This window comes from Prosthecobacter fluviatilis (assembly GCF_055388355.1).
In genome coordinates, this window is record NZ_AP043782.1 from 4,669,034 (window position 1) to 4,684,248 (window position 15,215).

The following is a 15,215-nucleotide window of genomic DNA, read 5'->3' on the forward strand; positions in this document are numbered from 1 at the left end:
ATGGCTCCTTTCCGCAGTGCGATTCGATGGTATCGAGACGCAGGAGGCTTTGTCATGCCCGGGTACGGCTCGGTTGGCAGGGCTTTGCGGCCCTGCCTGACGGTCGGTCTTGCCGCCTTCATCGGCTCCTGCCTGACAGGTTTCGCTGCCACAACGGCAGACCTGTCACTGGGAGCCAGGGCGGCTGACGCATCCGACCTGCAACTATCTCCGGGCTCCGCCTCCAGGGCGGATGTCCTGGCGCATTTCAGCGCGGCGCTCCAGTTTGAAGCTTCCGGGAAGCTGCGGCAGGCGCTCGAGCACTATCAGGCTGTTTTCAAAGCAGATCCGGGCAACTCGGATCTGGCTGCGCATACCGCCAAGCTCGCCATGCAGTTTCAGGGCCGTGCAGCGGCCATCACGATCCTGCAGGACGCCGTGCGTTCCAGTCCGCGCACACCGGCCCCCTTGCTCAATCTGGCACGTTTTGCCAGCACCTACCCGCCGGAGGACCTGTTTGAGAAAGACGAGGTGCCCGCCAGGGCCATCGCCGAGGCATTGACGAAATTTCCCGCGCATGCCGAGGTGTATGAGGTGGCGGTGATGCTGCACCTCACGCACAACGAGCGTGACAAGGCCGTCGAGGTCATGAACCAGGCGGCCAACCAGCAAAGCCGTGACCCGCAGTACTGGCTGGCCACAGGACGCACTGCCGAGCGCGTGTGGCCGCTGGGGCAGGCCGAGTTCAGCGCCGAGTACCGCCAGCGCGTGGCCCCTTTTTTTGAAAACGCCCTCAAAGCCGCCACCAAGGCCGATGCCGAGCAGGTCACCCTTGAAGTCGCCCGTCAGTACCTCCTGACCAACGATCCCGACCGTGCCCGGCAGCTCTGTGAAAAACTCGCGGCCGAATACGGCAACCTCGATGCCCGCAAGCTGCTGTACCGGCTCTATGCAGCCGCCGAGCAGAAGGACAAGGCGCTGGCGACGCTGGAGCAGATCGTCAAGCAGGCGCCCGATGACGCCGAGATGCAGCGCCTGCTGGCCGGTGAATATGACAAGCTCAAGCAGCCGGAGAAGGCCATCGTGCATCTTGAGGCAGCCATTCAAAACGGCGGAGGCGAGATCGGCGACTATGTGAAGCTCGGCTGGGAGCTTTATCAGACGCAAAAATTTGACGACATGGTGCGCGTGGGCCAGCGCAGCGTGCGCCTCTTCCCCGACCACCCGCTGGTGCATTATCAGTTGGCGATCGCCCATCGTGCGCGTGAAGAGTGGGGGCCGTCCGTGCAGCACTTTGCCGAGGCCGAGCGGTTTGCCGGCTCCAGCCAGAGCGAGCTGCTGGACCACCTCTTCTACTACCAGTACGGCATCACGCTGGAGCGTCTGGCACGCTATGAGGACGCCTCACGCATGCTGGAAAAATCCATCACGCTGACCCCGCGTGAGGAAGCCAAGGCGGCTGCGAACACCATGAACTTCCTCGGCTACATGTGGCTGGATGTCGGCACCCATCTGGACAAAGCCGGCGAGCTCATCGCCAAGGCCAACGAGCTCATGCCCGACCAGCCCGCCTACATTGACAGCCTGGGCTGGTTTCACTACAAAAAGGGCAACTACCCCCAGGCGCTCAAGGAACTGCAGCGTGCCGAAGCCCTGCTGGAGCCTGTCGCTCCTGAAGATGCGGAGATCCTCGAGCACATCGGCCTCACCCATCAGTCGCTGGGGGACAAGGCAAAGGCGCTGAATTATCTCGAACGCGCCGAAGGGCTCAAGACCCCTGACCTGAAAGCCCGCAAGCGCATCGAGGAGGAGCTCAGGAAGATCAAAGGCGGGAAGCAGGAAACGGAGAAGAAGCAGCCGGCGGCGCCTTAAAGCCGTTCATCGCTGTCGATGAACATCCAGCACAGTGCCGCCAGCAGGTAAGTGGCCGCGGCGACATACATCACCTTGTCCCAGCTTTGGTTCGTCAGGTTCATCAGCCAGGGCACCGCCACGCCACCGAGCGCACCACCGAGATTGCCGATCATGTTCATGCTGCCTGAGACCGATCCCGCAAGCTTGCCACCCACCTCCATGCATGCACCCCAGGCTCCCGGCATGGACAGATCATTGAAGAACCCGGAGAAGCCCAATGCCAGCATCGCATACGTGGGGTCGTTCAGGGTGGTGGCCAGGAGAATCATGCCCCCGGCAGCCAGCATGCCCAGCACGCCGATGGTGCGCCGGGCGCGGCTCAGGCTGTCTGACCTTGCCGACATGCGGCGCGCCATGATGCCCCCGATGAAGCAGCCGATGCCGCCCAGAAACAGCGGCAGACCGTTCAGGATCGAAGTCCACGTGTCCTTCATGTCCATCTTCAGCTCCAGTTCCATGTACTGCGGCATCCAGGTGATGTAAAAGTACCACACGTAGCTGATGCAGAAGTAATACACCCACAGCAGCAGCACCGACTTGGTCGTGAAAAGCCGCTTCCAGGGGATCGATGCATGCCCGCCGCTCAGATTTTTTTGCGCTTCCTCCAGCAGTTCGCATTCCGCCGCATTCACACCCGTGTGGTCCTTCGGATTGTCCCGGAACCACACGTAAAAACACAGCGCCCAGACCACGCCCAGGCTGGCGAAGAGCACGAAGGTGTTCCTCCAGCTCACAAAGCCCAAAATCCACACCACCAGCAGCGGTGTGAAGGCCCCGCCCCAGCGCGCTGCCAGCCAGGTGATGCCTTGCGCCACGCCGTGCTCCCGCTGCGGCAGCCACACGCTGAACATCTTGGCGATGTTCGGAAACCCGCCCGCCTCACCAGCGCCAAACAGAAAACGGCAGACGGTCATCGACGCCAGATTCCATGCGTAGCCTGTGGCCGCCGTGAACACGCTCCAAAACATCACCACACGCAGCAGCACCCGCCGCGGCCCCCATTTGTCCCCCAGCCACCCTCCCGGAATCTCAAAGAGCGCATACGCCAGCGTGAAGGCCGAGAACACATAGCCCATCTGTGTGTCATCAAACCCCAGATCCTGCTGGATGAAGGGCCGCGCCTTGGAAATGCACACCCGGTCGATGTAATGAATGATGCCGAGCATCACGGCAAACACGATCACGCCATAGCGCGTGCGGGTGGGGCGGAGGGTGGATTCCATGGTCGGGTTGGGAAAGCGCGCATGCTGCCACGCGGCCTGACTCAACGTCAACCCCTCAAACTTTCCATCACGGCTCTCCCACCGTAGGATTCTCCACCACAATCGCGCCCGCCTTGACCGCGCGCGTCAGCACTTCCTTCGGCTGTTTGCCGCTGGGCACCAGCTCATGCGCCATGCCCTTGTAGCGCAGCGGCTTGTAGCCGAGCGCCAGCAGGGCATCCAGCGGCGCCTGCTTGAGTCCGGGCTTCCAGTAGTCCGGCGCGCCGCCGGTCTCGTAGTAGTAGATCCAGGTGTGCTGCGGGTCATACCATCCGGCGCAGAGGATGACGTGACGGTGCGGGATGTTCAGCACATCTCCCGGCTGCAGCTCCTGCGCGCTGCCGAGTTCTGTGCACACCTCCGGCAGCTTGCTGGTATCATGCACACTTGGCAGCTTCAGGCAGCGCGACACAAACCCCGAGCAGTCCACTCCCGCCGCCTGGCTGCTCACGGCGGCGTTGTCGGCCCGGCGTTTCTCCGGCGAGGACACATCGCCACCGGCGCTGCCATTCGCGATGGCAAGATCAAACGAGGCCGGATTATCAAAGCCGCCCCACTTGTAGGGCACACCGCTGTTCATCTCCCCTGGCACCCACCAGCCCTTGCGGTCCTGCTGCGGTGCGTGCGTCACGTCAGGTGTGTTGACGAGGACGCCCGCCTTGTCCTTGCCGTGCAGGATGTTGCGTGCAAAGGGGCGCCAGGTGTGATGGGTGTACTGCTGCGCGATCTCCATGGCCTCGGCCGGGGTGACCTGCGAAGGCGCGGTGGGATCTCCCGGGATGAGCTGTGGTGCAGCTCCCTGTTTCAGGGCTGAACTGCAGCTTGTGAGCAAGAGCATCAGGGCGGAAAGGGCGCGCGTCATAGCGCGGATGATGCGGGTTCTGCCAAACAGTTCAACCCATTGCTTAGTCCGCGCATGCAGTTGACCGCCGGGCTGCTTTTTGCAGACTGTCCGCCCATGCCCCTCCGCCTTCTCCATACCGGCTGCCTCTGCCTGCTGCTGGCGGTGTTTTCGCTGCACGCCGCAGCCGCACCCAAGCCCGCCGCACGCACCGCCCTCGTCATCGGCAATGCCAAATACGAAGCCGCCGTGGGCCCGCTGCGCAACACCGTCAACGACGCCAAGGCGGTGGCCAAAACCCTGCGCGACCTTGGATTTGCCGTGATCGAAAAACACGACGTCACCCGCGATCAGCTGCTCAAGGCTGTGGTGGAGTTTCGCGCCACACTGACGGATGCGGAGGTCGGCCTCTTCTACTACGCCGGTCATGGCATCTCCGTGGCTGGCTCCAACTACCTGCTGCCGGTGAAGTCCGGCTACACCAGCGAAGGTGCAGATGATGTGACACTGCGCCTGCTGGCAGAAACCAAACTCTTCAATGTGGAGCAGGCCGTGGCAGACATGAAAAGCGCCGGCGCGCGCTGCAACCTCGTCATCCTCGACGCCTGCCGCACCACCGCCGTGGCGCGCACCGGCCGCACGCGCGATGCCACAAACCCCGGCGGTCTCAGCGAGATGAAGCCGCCCGCCGGTTCACTCATCGCCTTTGCCACGGATGCCGGACAAACCGCCCTCGATGGCGATGGCACCAACGGTCTCTACACCGAGGAGCTGCTCAAGCACCTGCGCACGCCCGGCCTCACTGTGGAGCAGGTCTTCAAGCGCACACGTGCGGGAGTTCTGGAGCGCTCAAATGGCGGGCAGATTCCGGCCGAGTACTCACGCCTCGTCGGCGAGGACATCTTCCTGGCGGGGCAGGCGCCTGCCCCGCCCGCGCTGACCACGGAGCCTGCACCCATGCCCCCGCCCGCAGCACCGCCAGAGCCTGCGCTGCCTTCCCTCAGGGGAATCGCAAAACAGGCCTCTGCGGGCAAGGCGCGGGAGTGTGTCGAGGCCCTGCAGCAGTACGCGAAGGCCAAAGGCCCGGGTGCGTACTCGGCGGAGCCCATTGGGGTGCTGCTGGAAAAGGTGAAGGAAGACCTCAAGGAGGCCACCACCGCCTCGCCTTCCGTCGATGCCGCCGCCGTCACATGCGAGCTCATCCTGCATGCCCTGCGTGACTGCCTGCCGCCTGACCATGAGCAAAAGATCCCTTTTACCGCGAAGGCGCTGAACCGGCGTGGCGATGCCCTGCTGCTGCTGGGGCGCGCCGAAGAGGCGCTCGACGCCTACAATGCCGCGCTGCCGCTCACCCCCGAGGACTCCTACATTCTCTACAACCGCGGCCGTGCCCACCTGGCCCTTGGCAAGACTACCGAGGCCAAAGCCGACTTCACCGAAGCCGCCAGCAGCAAATACAAGCAGCTCAAGGCCCGCAGGCTCGCTGAGGAGGCCCTGGCCAAGCTCAAGTAACTCCACGCACGCCATGCCCAAGTCCTGGACTGAAAAATTTGCCCATCCGCCCAAGCCCAGTGTTTCGCGGCTGGGAAAGCCGTATGCAGGCCATGGCGAAGGTGAAAAGATGCTCATCCCCACCCCCGCCGTGGTGGCCGCCTATGTGGCCGAGATTCCTCCTGGGGCATCCCGCACCATGCCGCAGATGCGCGAGGACCTGGCCACCGCTCATCATGCCGACTTCACCTGTCCGCTCACCGCAGGCATCTTCCTGCGCATCGCCTCAGAGCTCGCCTGGGAGCAGCATCAAAACGGCACGCCTCTGGACAAGATCACGCCTTTCTGGCGTGTGGTGGATCTGAAATCCCCCATGGCCAAAAAACTGGCTTGCGGCGTGGATTTCATCGTCCGGCAGCGCAAGCGCGAAGGCATCGTCTGAGTGGCTGGTCACTCATGCCACGTCCGCGCCACGCGCTCGATGCTGAGCGCCTTCCCGGTGGCAGGATCAATCGTGATCAGCGCCCCATTCACCCGCACGGGGCCGCTGCCGACGCCGAAGCGGGTGGGCATCATGGTGTGGAAGCGCTCCAGCACAGGCTCGACCTGGCTGCCGATGACGCTGTTCATGGGGCCGCACATGCCGGCATCGCTTTGAAAGGCGGTGCCCTTGGGCAGCACACGCTCGTCAGCCGTGGGCACATGGGTGTGGGTGCCCACGACGGCGGAGACCTTGCCGTCCAGATGCCAGCCCATGGCTACTTTTTCGCTGGTGGCCTCGGCGTGGAAATCGACAAAGATGACCGGTGTTTCCTCGCGCAGCTTTTCCACCAGAGCGGCGATGGCGGGGAAGGGGTTGTCGAGCTGCTGGTTCATGAAGGTGCGCCCCTGCAGGTTCACCACGGCCACCTTGCACTTCTTGGACTCCAGCACCACAAAGCCGCTGCCAGGTGTGCCTTCAGGGTAGTTCATGGGGCGGAGCATGCGCGGCTCATCAGCCAGATAGGGCACGATTTCCCGCTGGTCCCAGATGTGGTCGCCGCTGGTCACCACGGCGGCGCCGGCTCGCATGAGGCTGATGGCTATCTTGGGGGTGATGCCGCGGCCTCCGGCGGAGTTTTCGCCGTTCACGACGATGAAGTCGAGCTTGAGCTCGTCTTTGAGCACAGGCAGCAGCAGGCCTACCGCCTTGCGCCCCGGCTCACCCACCACATCACCCAAAAAAAGCAGGCGAAAAAGTCCGTCCGCGCTGTCAGCCGTGTTGTCATTCATCGTGGCGCTACTTAGTAGATGATGAAGGCGGGGATCAAGTCTAGGATGCACTTTATGATGATGAAACGAATGCTGTGCGGCTGTGCGCTGCCGGTCATGCTCATGTCCCTGATGGAGACTGCGGGCATGGCTCAGACGATCGTGCCCGCGCCTGCGCCTGCCAGTCCCGCGCAGGAGGCACCGGGCTCCCAACCGGCTGCGCCCACCGCGGCACCTTTGACCCCGGCCCAGGTGAAGCCAGGGACTGTCGCGGCTGCACCTGAAGTGCCCGCCCCGCCCGCCCCAGCGCCCGCCGCTCCGCCGCCTGCCCCAGCACCCGCCGCTCCAGCACGTCTGGACCGGCTGAGCGCGCTGGGCACCAAGCCCGACTGGCTCAAGCTGCAGTCGTTTCATCAGGTGCTCTCCCGCAGTGAATTCGAAGTGGCCATGCGGGACGTTTACTCCGACGGCTCCCCATTCCCGCCGCCGTGGACTCTGGAGGCCGATGGCGTGGTCATCAAGACGGGCGATCCCGTGAAACCGGAGGTGCGCATCGCCTTTGCGCCCCGCTCCCAAGCGCCGCTGCCAGGCACACGCACCTGGCGCACTGCCGCCGAAATGCCGCCGCTCAAGGGCCGCCCTTTGCTCAGTGACATCCACATCGCCATCGACCCCGGGCATATCGGCGGCGGCTATGCCAGGATGGAGGAGCGCATGCTCAGTTTTGCTCCGGGGGAGTCCATCCAGGAGGGTGACCTCACGCTGACCACCGCCCAGGTGCTGGCCGAACGGCTCAAAGCCCTGGGGGCCTACGTCTCGCTCGTGCGTGACCGTGCCGAACCGGTGACGCAGCAGCGCCCCTCTGATTTTGTGATCCAGGCAAAGCAGATCCTGGCCGAGGCGGGGTTTCCGCAGGCGCAGGAAAATTACAGCGGCGTCACGGGCGATGCCAAAATCCTCACGGTGCAGTGGCAGACGGAAAAGCTCTTTTACCGTGTGAGCGAGATCCACGCACGCGGAGAGAAGGTGAACAACACCATCAAGCCGGACGTGGTGCTCTGCCTGCACTACAACGCAGAGGCCTGGGGCGATGCCACAGCGCCGCAGTTTTCGCCGATGAACCACATGCATGTGCTCATCAACGGCTGCTACTCGCCTCTGGAGCTGGAGCAGCAGGATGTGAGGTATGAGATGTTTCACCGTCTGTTTTCACGCATTCACCAGGAGGAGCTGCCGCTTGCCGAGGCCGTCGCCAACGGCATGCGTCTGAGCACCGGACTGCCGGCCTACGTTTACACCACGGCGAATGCGCGCCACGTCGGAACAAACTCCTATGTCTATGCACGGAACCTGCTGGCAAACCGTCTCTATGACTGCCCTGTGGTGTACCTGGAGCCCTACGTCATGAACCACGAGGAGACCTACCAGCGCCTGCTGCGCGGCCACTTTCGCGGACGCACACTCATCGCCGGACGCCTGCAAAGCAGCGCCATCGAGGACTATGTGCAGGGAGTCGTCAAGGGCGTCACCGCCTATTACCAAAAACACCGCCAGCCATGAAGGTGATCATCGCAGGATGTGGCTTCGTCGGCGAGCGTGCCGCCGATCTTCTTCATGCCGCCGGGCATGAAGTCATCGGCCTCACGCATTCGCCGGAGTCTGCGGCACGGCTCGCCATGGCCAAGCCGTGGCGCACGGAGCCCTGTGACATTTCAAACAGCGCCGCCGTGATGGAGCTTGCCGCCCGGGTCAATGCCGGGAGCATCGACGCCGTCATTCACTGTGCCAGCTCCAGCCGCGGCGGCGCTGAAATGTACCAGGCCGTCTATGTCGATGGCATGAGGCACCTCACCCGGGCGTTTCCCACCGCTTATCCGCTGTACACCAGCAGCACCAGCGTGTACCCGCAGGTGAACGGTGAAACGGTCGATGAAACCAGCTTTGCTGATCCTGACCGCGATACCGGACGCCTGCTGCGGGAGGCTGAGGGCATCGCCCTCGCCGCCGGCGGTGCTGTCGCGCGCCTTGCGGGCATTTACGGCCCCGGGCGTTCCTTTGTGCTGAAGAACCTGCTGGAGGGGAAGGCTGCCATTGAGGGCAACAACGGGCAGGGGCGCATCCTCAACCAAATCCACGCCGAAGACGCGGCCGCAGCGCTGGCGCACCTCGCCACGCGGCGGCTGAGCGGCATCTACAACATTGTCGATGACGCTCAGATGACGCAACGGCAGTGCCTGGAACGGCTGTGCGCCATCTTTGGTGTCAAAATGCCTGGAACGCGTGAGCCTGACCCCAACCGCAAACGTGGCTGGAGCCACAAGCGCGTCTCCAACACCAAGCTGCACGCCTCCGGGTGGGTGCCGCGTTATGCCAGCTATTTTGATGCGCTGCGTGACGATCCCGACCTCGCCGCTTCCATCCTTGATCTCGTGCAAACCACGGGGGAAGGCCCCTCGCCCCGCCAGCCCAACATTGTGCTGATCGGGCTGATGGGCTCGGGCAAAACGACGGTGGGCCGCATCGTCGCGCAGATGATCGGCTTCCAGATCGTCGATACGGATCACCTCATCTCGGACAATACTGGGAAAAGCATTCCTGAGATTTTCGCCACGGAGGGCGAGGCCGCCTTCCGCCTGCATGAGTCCGCTGCGCTACGCTCCCTGCTCGGCAGGCGAGGCTGCGTTATCGCCACCGGCGGTGGCATCGTCACCCAGCCGCGCAATCTGGCCATCCTGCGCCATCTCGGCTACATCGTCTGGCTGGACGCCGATCCCGAGCGCCTCGCCCGCCGCACTGCCGCCAACACCAACCGCCCGCTGCTCCATGGTGAGGAAAATCCCAAGGCCAAGCTGGAGCGCCTGCTCAACGAGCGCAAACCGCTCTACAAAGGCCTGGCCGATCTCCGAATCCAGACCGCCGAACTCACTCCGCAGGAGACCGCCTACGGCGTGATGGAAAGCGCCCGTGTCTTCTTCGCCAAGCTGAAGAAATAACAGCGTCTCACACGCTCACTCCGGCCAGCTTGCGGGCATAGGCCAGGGTGTCGATTTCTGCGGGGCTTTTGTCGCGCCGGATGGCCTTGATGCGGGGAAAGCGCATCGCCAGGCCGCTGTCGTGGCGGTTGCTGGCCTGGATGGAATCAAACGCGATCTCCAGCACGATCTCCGGCGTTACCGTGCGTACCCGTCCGCGCTGGCTCAGCGTGCTCTGGGTGAAGTGCTCGGTCAGCTCTTCGATCTCCGCATCGGTCAGCCCGCTGTAGGCCTTGCCAATGATGCGCAGGCTGTTGTCCGCCTCTTCATCGCGCACGGCAAAGGTGTAGTCGCTCAGCACATGGCTGCGTTTGCCGTGGCCCTGCTCGGCCCGCACCACCACCACATCGAGCGTGGCAAAGGCCTTCTTCAGCTTGAGCCATGACTTGCCCCGTCTCCCAGGCGAGTAGTGGCTGAGAGCATCTTTGGCGATGAGCCCCTCATTGCCACGACGCCGTGCCGCATGAAAGGCGGCCTCGATGTCATCCGCACTGGCCGCTTTCATCACCTCGATCACTCCCATTCCGGCAGGCAGCGAAATCGCCTCCAGCTCCACTCGCCGCTCTGTCAGTGGCTTTTCCAGCAGCGAGACGCCGTCCTTCCACAGCACGTCAAACACCACGTACTTCACCGTCACATCACTGGGCAGAAAAAGATCCGCCTGATCGCGGCGGCCGAGGCGCTTTTGCAGATCGAAGAACGAGAGCTTCTTGTCCTCCGCATGCGCGATGATTTCACCATCCAGAATGACCTCCGACGACAACGCAGCAGCAGCATTCATGATCTCAGGAAACTGCGCACCCACAGGCTTGAGATCACGGGTGTAGATCTCCACACGCTGCGCGGTCCGGTGCATCTGTGCGCGAATGCCGTCATACTTGTCCTCCAGCCAGACCTCCGCCGCATTGAGCCTCTCCCAAATGTCCTGCGCAGTTTCTTCTGGAGACGCAAGCATGACCTTGATGGGCACTAGCGGGCGCGGCCTTGCCTCGTGCAGGCTCTGCGTGCTGGCCAGGGTGGCTGCCTGTCCGATGTCTCCGCAGAGCATGGCGGCCTCGCGCACGGCATCAGCGCCCACATCAAACGCCGCCGCCACAGCCTCTTCGATCAGACCTTCCTTGGAGCCCATGCGTAGTTCCCCCGTCATCAGCCGCACCAGCCAGGCACCCGTGGCGGCAGTGAGCTGCTGCAGCCGGTTTTTGATCAGTTTCACACGCTCTATCTGCCCCCCGGCCCTGCTTAGCTGGGCAAAAAGCGCGGCAACATCACTCAAAGAACACTCGGCCGGGGAAAGTGCCGCACGCTGCAACACCAGGAAGGCCGTGCGTCCTGTGTCCGCCTGCGAGCGCGAGATGGTGCGATATTCCGCCTCGTTCACACCGCTGAGTTCAATTAGAGCGCGCTTCAGCAGAGACCAGCCCGTGTTCAGCGGTGCGTCACCGGTGCTGCCGGAGGCAAAGCGCGCCGCAAGCGCCAGCTCTGCTTTGTCAGACAGACTGCACAGCATGGATGCCAGTCTCTCCACCTTCTTCAGGCGCGAGGCCACTTCGGCAGTCTGTGCACAAGCTTCCGCCCATTGTGCAAAGCTGCCGTTTCCCCAGTCATCGTCATTTTTCACCACCGCAGGCCGGGCTGCTGACGCTGCGTTTTGCAGGGTCAGCTCCAGCTGGTCCGCGCGCTCCAGAGTCCAGGCCTCAAATCCACGCTGCCGCAAATCCGCGGCAAACTCCCGCGTGTAGCCATGCACCAGCCAGGTGCAGCGCGGCTTCACCTCCTGCACCGTTTCGACCAGCTCGGGATAATCGGCGTGATCGCTCAGCGGAAAGATTTCATCCACCTGGTAGCGGAACTTGGCACCCGGTTGCAGTGCCCAGCCGGTCATCATGGCCGTGCGGCAGACCTTCAGCTTTTTGATGGCGATGGAGCGCCCGTTGCTGGGCGGGAAGAGCAGCACATGGCCGGGAGCCTGCGCGGCGTCAAACAGGCGGTACTCAGGCAGCCTGCCCAGCAGCGGAGCCACGGCGCGTGTCATGTCCCAGATGGACTTGTGCACCATCACCGGATGCCCCGCCTCCGCCAGCGCGCAGAGGATCTCCTGCGCCTTTCCCAGGGAGTAGCCCAGCAGCACGGGAATGCCGCCGTCCTCCAGCGTCTCCTGCACAAACTTGAGCACCTGCTCCACCACCTGCGCCGTGGGCGGAAAGGTGAACTGCGGCAGGCCAAAAGTGCACTCCATGATGAGCGTGTCTGCATGGAGCAGTTCGCAGCGTTCCGAACTGAGCCCCTGGCGCAGCTTGTAGTCTCCGGTGTAGAGCAGCGTAGCGCCGTCGGCCTTGCGCGTGAGGTGCAGCATGGCGGAGCCGATGATGTGCCCCGCAGGCAGCAGCCGCAGCTCCCAGCCCTCCCACTCCACGGCCTCTCGCATGGGCAGCACGCGCATCTCACCCTCGCTTTTGTAACCGTAGCGGGTCTTCATGAGATCCCGCGTCACCTCGGAGCAGAAGGTCATCTCGTGCCGCGCCACATGGTCGCTGTGCGCATGGGAGATAAAAGCTCGCTTGCCAGGAAAATGCGGATCCAGCCACAGATCCGCCTCAGGCAGGTAGATCCCGTTGGGGTGGGTGACTTGGATCAATGGGGGCATGCGCGGCAGTGGAAAGATTTACGCCTGCACGCAGATGCCAGCAGCTTCATTCTAACGCGTCACGAATGGATTTTGCCGTCAGCCCCCTGAATCGCAGAGAGGTTTGTGCTGCATGGAAAACAAATGAGGCGCAGGGCATCAAGTTGCAAGGCCGGGCATCCGGCCCCAAGAATGCGCATGGCCGCCCTCGCCGATCAACTCACCGCTCTTCTCGGACCCTCGCGTGTTTCTGTCACAGAAACGGACCTCGCCACGCACAGCACGGACAAATGGTTCGCCTCCAACCCGCCCGAAGTCGTCGTGCATGCGGAATCGGCCGCTGAAGTGTCCGAAGTGCTGCGCTTTGCGAATGCGAACCGCATTCCCGTGACCCCGCAGGGCTCACGCGTGGGCTATGTAGGTGGCTGCGTGCCGCTGCAGGGAGGCATCGCGCTTTCCGTGGCGCGCATGAACAAGATCAAGGAGATCACCCTCGAAGACGGCGTGGCGGTGATCGAGCCGGGCGTCATCACCGGTCATCTGCAGAATGAGGTGCGCAAGCTGGGGTGGTTTTATCCGCCTGACCCGGCATCCCTCAAGGAATGCAGCCTGGGCGGAAACATCGCCACGAATGCAGGCGGCCCGCGCTGCCTGAAATACGGTGTCACGCGGCATTACGTGCTCGGCCTTGAGGCGGTGCTGGCGGACGGCTCCATCGTGAAGGCGGGCGGGCGCTGCCACAAAAACAAGACAGGCTTCGACCTCGTCGGACTCATGGTGGGCAGCGAGGGCATGCTGGGTGTCGTCACCGAGGCCACGCTGCGCCTCATCCCGCACCCCCCCATGCGTGCGATGCTTTCCGCTGGTTTCAAATCGTTCGCCGAAGCGGCCCATGCGGTGCAGCGCATCCTCGGGAGCGGCTTTCTCCCCAGCGCGCTGGAAATTGCTGACAAATTCACCCTCCGCGCCGCACGTGAGTATCTTGGCGCCTCCGTCACTCCGGAAGGCGATGCGCACCTGCTGGTGGAGATCGACGGCCAGCCTGAGTCGGTGAAGGGAGAAATCGAGCAGCTTGCCAAGCTGGTGACCAGCCTCGGCAGCATCTGCCTGAACAAAGCGATGGGAGACGAAGCCTGCGAGGCTTTCTGGAAACTGCGCCGGGAGTTCAGCTACAGCCTGCGCAACACCGGCCTGATCAAGCTCAACGAAGATATTGTCGTGCCGCGCGGCCGTCTGGTGGACCTGGTGGATTTTGCCGAAAAACTGCAAAGCGAAACCGGTTTCCCCGTGGCCTGCTTTGGTCACGCTGGAGACGGCAACATCCACGTGAACATCATGGTTCCCACCATGGACGACCCGGCGGTGCGCGAAAGCGCCGAGGCCGCACTCGACAAGCTTTTCCATCAGGTCATCGCCTGGAATGGCGCCATCACTGGCGAACATGGCATCGGCGTGGCCAAAAAACGCTGGTGGCGCGATGCCGTCACCCCCGCCGCGCACGAGACTCACCTGCGCCTGAAGGCTGCACTGGACCCCAATGGCATTCTCAATCCCGGAAAGTTTCTGGGATGAGGCCAGCGCCATGCAAGATCACGCAATTCAACTCTGTTCCCTTCCACCACCATGACCAAACTGCTGATCCCGACCCTGCTGCTGGCGCTGCCGCTTTGCGCTGCTGATTTGAAGTTCAAAAAATACACGCTCACCGAGGAGTTTGTGGCTGAAGGCGCGCACTTTGCCGACTTTGACCATGACGGGCACAATGACATCTGCTCCGGCCGCTTCATCTGGAAGGGCCCGGAGTTCAAGGAGAGGGTGGAGTTTGCTCCCAAATTCGAAAAAGAGCCGTATGATCCGGCCAAGGGCTACAGCGACTTCTTCCTGACCTACACCTACGACTTCAACGGCGACGGCTGGAGCGACATCCTGGCCTACTCCTGGCCGGGCAAGGATACCTGGGTGTTTGAGAATCCGCAGAACAAGGGCGGCGAATGGAAACGCACCACCATCTTTGATGTCACGGACAATGAGTCTCCTGATTTCAAGGACCTGAACGGCGACGGCAAGCCGGAGCTGATCTGCCACACCGGCGGACAGCTGGGTTATGCCGAGATCGACTGGAAAAACCCGCTCGGAAAGGCCCGTTTCCGCCCGATCACGCCGAAGTCTCCCGAAAACGACAAGAAGTACTTCCGCTACACCCACGGCTACGGCGTGGGCGATGTGAATGGCGACGGCCGCCCGGACATCCTGGACAAGGAAGGCTGGCGCGAGCAGCCCGCAGACACCAAGGCCGACAGCGACTGGGTTTTCCACCCGCAGCTGTTTACGGTTCCTGGAGGCCGTGGCGGCTCATTCATTCTCGTTTATGACGTGAATGGCGATGGCCGCAACGATGTGATCACCAGCTACGATGCGCATGGCTACGGCTTCGGCTGGTTTGAGCAGAAGGCGGACGGCAGCTTTGCCGAGCACAAGCTGATGGGCGCCACGCTGGAAGAGAGCCCGGCGGGTGTGAAATTCAGCCAGCTTCACGCGATGCAGCTTGCTGACATGAATGGCGACGGCGTGCTGGATATTGTCACTGGCAAGCGCCGCTGGGCCCACGGCCCGCTGAAAGATGACGAACCCAACGCTGCTCCGGTGCTTTACTGGTTCGAGATCAAACGCGAAGGCGGCGAAGCCAAAATCATCCCTCATCAGATCGACGACAACAGCGGCGTGGGCACCCAGGTGACCCCCGGCGATGTGAACAAGGACGGCAAAATGGACGTCGTCGTCGGCAACAAGAAGGGCGTGTTTGTCTTCCTGCAGGAATAAGC

General features: G+C 62.9%; 11 protein-coding genes. 7 read left to right on the forward strand and 4 right to left on the reverse strand.

Annotated elements, in window-relative coordinates; genetic code table 11:
* On the forward strand, positions 1-1,851 hold the full coding sequence (locus tag ACZ5WW_RS18205) for a tetratricopeptide repeat protein (protein ID WP_377165610.1): 1,851 nt from the start codon (positions 1-3) through the stop codon (positions 1,849-1,851).
* Here the strand turns inward: ACZ5WW_RS18205 and ACZ5WW_RS18210 are convergent.
* Both ACZ5WW_RS18210 and ACZ5WW_RS18215 read right to left on the reverse strand, forming a co-directional pair.
* Positions 1,848-3,116 carry an MFS transporter gene (locus ACZ5WW_RS18210; RefSeq protein ID WP_377165608.1) on the reverse strand — a complete coding sequence of 423 codons (1,269 nt, stop codon included), beginning with the start codon at positions 3,114-3,116 and terminating at the stop codon, positions 1,848-1,850. The two genes, ACZ5WW_RS18205 and ACZ5WW_RS18210, sit on opposite strands and share 4 nt — an antisense overlap.
* A 67-nt stretch (positions 3,117-3,183) precedes the next feature.
* Entirely contained in the window at positions 3,184-4,017 is an 834-nt protein-coding gene (locus ACZ5WW_RS18215) for an NlpC/P60 family protein (RefSeq protein ID WP_377165606.1), read from the reverse strand.
* A 96-nt stretch (positions 4,018-4,113) separates the two neighbouring features.
* Here ACZ5WW_RS18215 and ACZ5WW_RS18220 point away from each other — a divergent pair, with 96 nt between their 5' ends.
* Positions 4,114-5,508: a caspase family protein gene (locus ACZ5WW_RS18220; protein ID WP_377165603.1), complete on the forward strand. Its 1,395-nt coding sequence runs from the start codon at positions 4,114-4,116 to the stop codon at positions 5,506-5,508.
* A gap of 13 nt (positions 5,509-5,521) precedes the next feature.
* Entirely contained in the window at positions 5,522-5,929 is a 408-nt protein-coding gene (locus ACZ5WW_RS18225; RefSeq protein WP_377165601.1) for a hypothetical protein, read from the forward strand.
* 8 nt (positions 5,930-5,937) lie between these two features.
* Here the strand turns inward: ACZ5WW_RS18225 and ACZ5WW_RS18230 are convergent, their stop codons facing one another.
* Positions 5,938-6,759, reverse strand: coding sequence for a TIGR00282 family metallophosphoesterase (locus ACZ5WW_RS18230; RefSeq protein WP_377165599.1), 822 nt, complete (start codon positions 6,757-6,759; stop codon positions 5,938-5,940).
* Positions 6,760-6,813: 54 nt separating this feature from the next.
* On the opposite strand from ACZ5WW_RS18230, the gene ACZ5WW_RS18235 reads away from it, so the two are divergent.
* Together ACZ5WW_RS18235 and ACZ5WW_RS18240 are read left to right on the forward strand one after the other, a co-directional pair.
* Positions 6,814-8,298, forward strand: a complete 1,485-nt coding sequence (locus ACZ5WW_RS18235) for a hypothetical protein (protein WP_377165597.1) — start codon at positions 6,814-6,816, stop codon at positions 8,296-8,298.
* Complete coding sequence (locus tag ACZ5WW_RS18240) at positions 8,295-9,731, forward strand: shikimate kinase (protein ID WP_377165595.1); 1,437 nt, start codon at positions 8,295-8,297, stop codon at positions 9,729-9,731. The genes ACZ5WW_RS18235 and ACZ5WW_RS18240 overlap by 4 nt, the downstream gene beginning before the upstream one ends.
* A gap of 7 nt (positions 9,732-9,738) precedes the next feature.
* Here the strand turns inward: ACZ5WW_RS18240 and ACZ5WW_RS18245 are convergent, their stop codons facing one another.
* Positions 9,739-12,414 (reverse strand): ATP-dependent DNA ligase, encoded by a 2,676-nt coding sequence (locus ACZ5WW_RS18245; RefSeq protein WP_377165593.1) that lies wholly within the window; start codon positions 12,412-12,414, stop codon positions 9,739-9,741.
* 177 nt (positions 12,415-12,591) lie between these two features.
* On the opposite strand from ACZ5WW_RS18245, the gene ACZ5WW_RS18250 reads away from it, so the two are divergent.
* Together ACZ5WW_RS18250 and ACZ5WW_RS18255 are read left to right on the forward strand one after the other, a co-directional pair.
* Entirely contained in the window at positions 12,592-13,965 is a 1,374-nt protein-coding gene (locus ACZ5WW_RS18250) for an FAD-binding oxidoreductase (RefSeq protein WP_377165591.1), read from the forward strand.
* Between the two features lie 51 nt (positions 13,966-14,016).
* Positions 14,017-15,213 carry an FG-GAP repeat domain-containing protein gene (locus ACZ5WW_RS18255; protein WP_377165589.1) on the forward strand — a complete coding sequence of 399 codons (1,197 nt, stop codon included), beginning with the start codon at positions 14,017-14,019 and terminating at the stop codon, positions 15,211-15,213.
* Positions 15,214-15,215: the final 2 nt, after the last annotated feature.

Bases quoted from the DNA above. Each gene is read 5' to 3' on its own strand.
- ACZ5WW_RS18205 (WP_377165610.1), top strand. From the start codon at position 1: ATGGCTCCTTTCCGCAGTGCGATTCGATGGTATCGAGACGCAGGAGGC.
- ACZ5WW_RS18210 (WP_377165608.1), bottom strand. From the start codon at position 3,116: ATGGAATCCACCCTCCGCCCCACCCGCACGCGCTATGGCGTGATCGTG.
- ACZ5WW_RS18215 (WP_377165606.1), bottom strand. From the start codon at position 4,017: ATGACGCGCGCCCTTTCCGCCCTGATGCTCTTGCTCACAAGCTGCAGT.
- ACZ5WW_RS18220 (WP_377165603.1), top strand. From the start codon at position 4,114: ATGCCCCTCCGCCTTCTCCATACCGGCTGCCTCTGCCTGCTGCTGGCG.
- ACZ5WW_RS18225 (WP_377165601.1), top strand. From the start codon at position 5,522: ATGCCCAAGTCCTGGACTGAAAAATTTGCCCATCCGCCCAAGCCCAGT.
- ACZ5WW_RS18230 (WP_377165599.1), bottom strand. From the start codon at position 6,759: ATGAATGACAACACGGCTGACAGCGCGGACGGACTTTTTCGCCTGCTT.
- ACZ5WW_RS18235 (WP_377165597.1), top strand. From the start codon at position 6,814: ATGATGATGAAACGAATGCTGTGCGGCTGTGCGCTGCCGGTCATGCTC.
- ACZ5WW_RS18240 (WP_377165595.1), top strand. From the start codon at position 8,295: ATGAAGGTGATCATCGCAGGATGTGGCTTCGTCGGCGAGCGTGCCGCC.
- ACZ5WW_RS18245 (WP_377165593.1), bottom strand. From the start codon at position 12,414: ATGCCCCCATTGATCCAAGTCACCCACCCCAACGGGATCTACCTGCCT.
- ACZ5WW_RS18250 (WP_377165591.1), top strand. From the start codon at position 12,592: ATGGCCGCCCTCGCCGATCAACTCACCGCTCTTCTCGGACCCTCGCGT.
- ACZ5WW_RS18255 (WP_377165589.1), top strand. From the start codon at position 14,017: ATGACCAAACTGCTGATCCCGACCCTGCTGCTGGCGCTGCCGCTTTGC.